The organism is Bacteroidia bacterium (assembly GCA_025056095.1).
Lineage (GTDB): Bacteria > Bacteroidota > Bacteroidia > JANWVE01 > JANWVE01 > JANWVE01.
This window is the reverse complement of sequence record JANWVW010000295.1, coordinates 1-2,657: the sequence shown is the minus strand read 5'-3', so window position 1 is coordinate 2,657 and position 2,657 is coordinate 1. Positions and strand designations below refer to the sequence as shown.

Genomic DNA, 2,657 nt, shown 5'->3' with positions numbered 1-2,657 from the left:
GTTAGCGAAGCACCGAAGCGAAGCGTAGTGCGGAATGCCCCGACCCTTGCGTCAGCAAGGGGCACGCCCAAAAAAATTAAATTATCACAATATCTTCAAAATATTTCGCCTTCAATCCGTAACTTAATTTCAGGTAAATTAGCCGCATCCGTCCAAAGCCAAATTTCACTGCTAATACGCTCTAAATCCTGTGTGTCCAACCTAAAACGAATGTACCGCTTTTGCTTGGGCAAAATAGCTGTAGTATCTACTTGCCACTCTGTACAACCACACTCTGTTTTAGTATTTAAAATGTGTAACGGAACTGCACCTATGTTCTCTACCGTAAAAGCCACTTCAACCTTTGAACCTTTCTTTATCTTACCTATCCAATAGGGATTAGGATAGACTTTAATTTGAGGTAAATGAGCTAACTCTTGGGGCGTGTATTTTTTGGGATAAGGTCGCACAATGCCTGATACGTAAAGCACTTTTTCATTTTCTTGCGCTTCATTTGTATATAGCTTGACAAGCGTTTGAAAATGCCCTACTTTTTTAATCCTATGTGCTGATATCCATAAAGGAACACTATATTTTTGATTGACTTCTAAAGGCGCAGCAGGTAAATCTATCCGTATGTATGGCGGCGCATCGTAACGAATAAAACGCAGCGGCTGCTTACACGTAAATATAACCTGAAACTGCTTGACACTATCTTGATACACAGTTTCTTGATAAAAATACATTTTTTCAAATATCGTGTTACCTACTTTTACCTGTGCAGAGATTGAACCGCAAAATAAGCAACATACAATTAACCCACAAAGTTTTTTCATATTTTTGCCACAAAGTAAAAAAATGTCTAACATTGCATAATGATGTTAAGCACGTTTTTATTTTGGTTTTTGTCTATTGTAGCCATTGCTGCGGCTATCGGAACAATTTCAGCACGTAATCCTGTATTCAGCGCGTTGTCCCTTGTTTTGAACATGTTTGCTTTAGCAGGCTTGTATCTTACTTTACAAGCAGAATTTATTGCGGTTATTCAAGTGATGGTTTATGCAGGTGCTATTATGGTTCTGTTTTTGTTTGTGATTATGCTGCTTAATTTGGGTTCAGACACAAAAGATGCTATTGCTTCTAAACTACAAATGGGGCTTTCTATTATTGCAGGGGGAGGTTTTGTTTTAATGATGACTCGCATTTTTATGATTGAACTAGACCTTACCAAAAAACAAAGCGAGCTTATGAATGGTAAAGCCGAAAAAATAGGTGAATGGCTACTTAAAGATTATGTGTTTCCTTTTGAAATGATTTCAGTTATTTTATTAGCTTCTTTGGTAGGTGCTATTTTAATTGCGAAAAAAAGTAAAACAAAAAGCGTTTAATAAGCTCATCATTGAGCATGGTACTATATCTTATAGGCAGTGCTTTGTACTTTGCTACTATACATGTATTTAGTTTGTTTAATGACAAAGCACGGCTATGGGTACAAGGGCGCAAAGATTGGTATAACCAACTAAAAAACTGCATATCTTCTATTCCCGACTACTACAAACGAAAAAAAGTTTGGATACACGTATCTTCTTTGGGAGAGTTTGAACAAGGTAGACCTGTACTAGAAGCTATCAAAAAAGAGTATCCGAATATTTGTATTATTTTGACTTTTTTCTCCCCTTCTGGTTATGAAGTACGTAAAAGCTATCCTTTGGCTGACATAGTTGCTTATCTGCCTGCGGATAGCCCTGCAAACGCCGAAGGGTTTTTGAATTTAGTTCAGCCTGATTTAGCTATTTGGGTCAAATACGATTTTTGGTATTATTTTTTGCAAGAACTACGCACTAAAAATATACCTACGGTACTTATCGCTGCAGTTTTTAGAAAAAACTCTGTTTTTGAAAAGGGAATACTTAGAAACTTTTACCGTAATCGCATTTTACCTTGTTTTACGCGTATCTTTGTACAAGACAAAGACTCTGCACGGCGGTTAGCAGCCTACTATCCGAAAGATAAAATTACTATTGCAGGAGATACTCGGTATGACCGTGTAATAGCTGTAGCATCACAATATAAAGATTTACCTATTCTACCTTTTGATGGAATAACCTTAGTGGCAGGTAGTACATGGTCAAAAGATGAGAGTTTGTTAAGTGAAGTGTACCAAAAAATTAAAATACCTTTACGGATAATCATCGCTCCGCATGAAATTCATGAAGCACATTTGAAGCAGATAGAAAGAAAGTTTAACTACAAAATAGTGCGATATTCTCAACTTTCTGCTTATCCTGAATCTCGCTTGATACTAGTAGATAACTTTGGATTACTTTCTACTTTGTACCGATATGGGCAAGTGGCTTATATTGGAAATGGCTTTGGAAAGCATATTCACAATCTATTAGAAGCGTCTGTATATGGAATTCCTACTATTTTTGGACCTCGTCATTATAAAGCTATTGAAGCTAAAGAACACATACAACTCGGCGTATCCAAAGAAGTGCACAGTGCGCAGGATATTATTACCTACCTTGAAGAAATATATCAAAATTCTGCCCTACGAAATGAAATACGAAAAAAATTACACGGGCATTTTGCTGAAAAAAAAGGCGCAGTAGACAAAATTATACAAAAAATCAGGTTTTTAATTTAATTAAAATTTTGGGCGTGTCCTTGTGGGCGTT

General features: G+C 36.5%; 3 protein-coding genes. 2 read left to right on the top strand and 1 reads right to left on the bottom strand.

The annotated features are described in order from the left end of the window. Positions 1–95: 95 nt before the first annotated feature. Positions 96–815 carry a DUF1573 domain-containing protein gene (locus tag NZ519_13550; GenBank protein MCS7029779.1) on the bottom strand — a complete coding sequence of 240 codons (720 nt, stop codon included), beginning with the start codon at positions 813–815 and terminating at the stop codon, positions 96–98. A gap of 42 nt (positions 816–857) precedes the next feature. Here NZ519_13550 and NZ519_13545 point away from each other — a divergent pair, with 42 nt between their 5' ends. Both NZ519_13545 and NZ519_13540 read left to right on the top strand, forming a co-directional pair. Then, positions 858–1,367 carry an NADH-quinone oxidoreductase subunit J gene (locus NZ519_13545; protein MCS7029778.1) on the top strand — a complete coding sequence of 170 codons (510 nt, stop codon included), beginning with the start codon at positions 858–860 and terminating at the stop codon, positions 1,365–1,367. Between the two features lie 17 nt (positions 1,368–1,384). Beyond that, a complete protein-coding gene (locus tag NZ519_13540) occupies positions 1,385–2,626 on the top strand; it encodes a 3-deoxy-D-manno-octulosonic acid transferase (GenBank protein ID MCS7029777.1) in 1,242 nt (413 codons plus the stop codon). Positions 2,627–2,657: the final 31 nt, after the last annotated feature.

What these genes read in the sequence shown, in the direction of transcription:
- NZ519_13545 (MCS7029778.1), top strand. Translation starts at nt 858, where the DNA reads ATGTTAAGCACGTTTTTATTTTGGTTTTTGTCTATTGTAGCCATTGCT.
- NZ519_13550 (MCS7029779.1), bottom strand. Translation starts at nt 815, where the DNA reads ATGAAAAAACTTTGTGGGTTAATTGTATGTTGCTTATTTTGCGGTTCA.
- NZ519_13540 (MCS7029777.1), top strand. Translation starts at nt 1,385, where the DNA reads ATGGTACTATATCTTATAGGCAGTGCTTTGTACTTTGCTACTATACAT.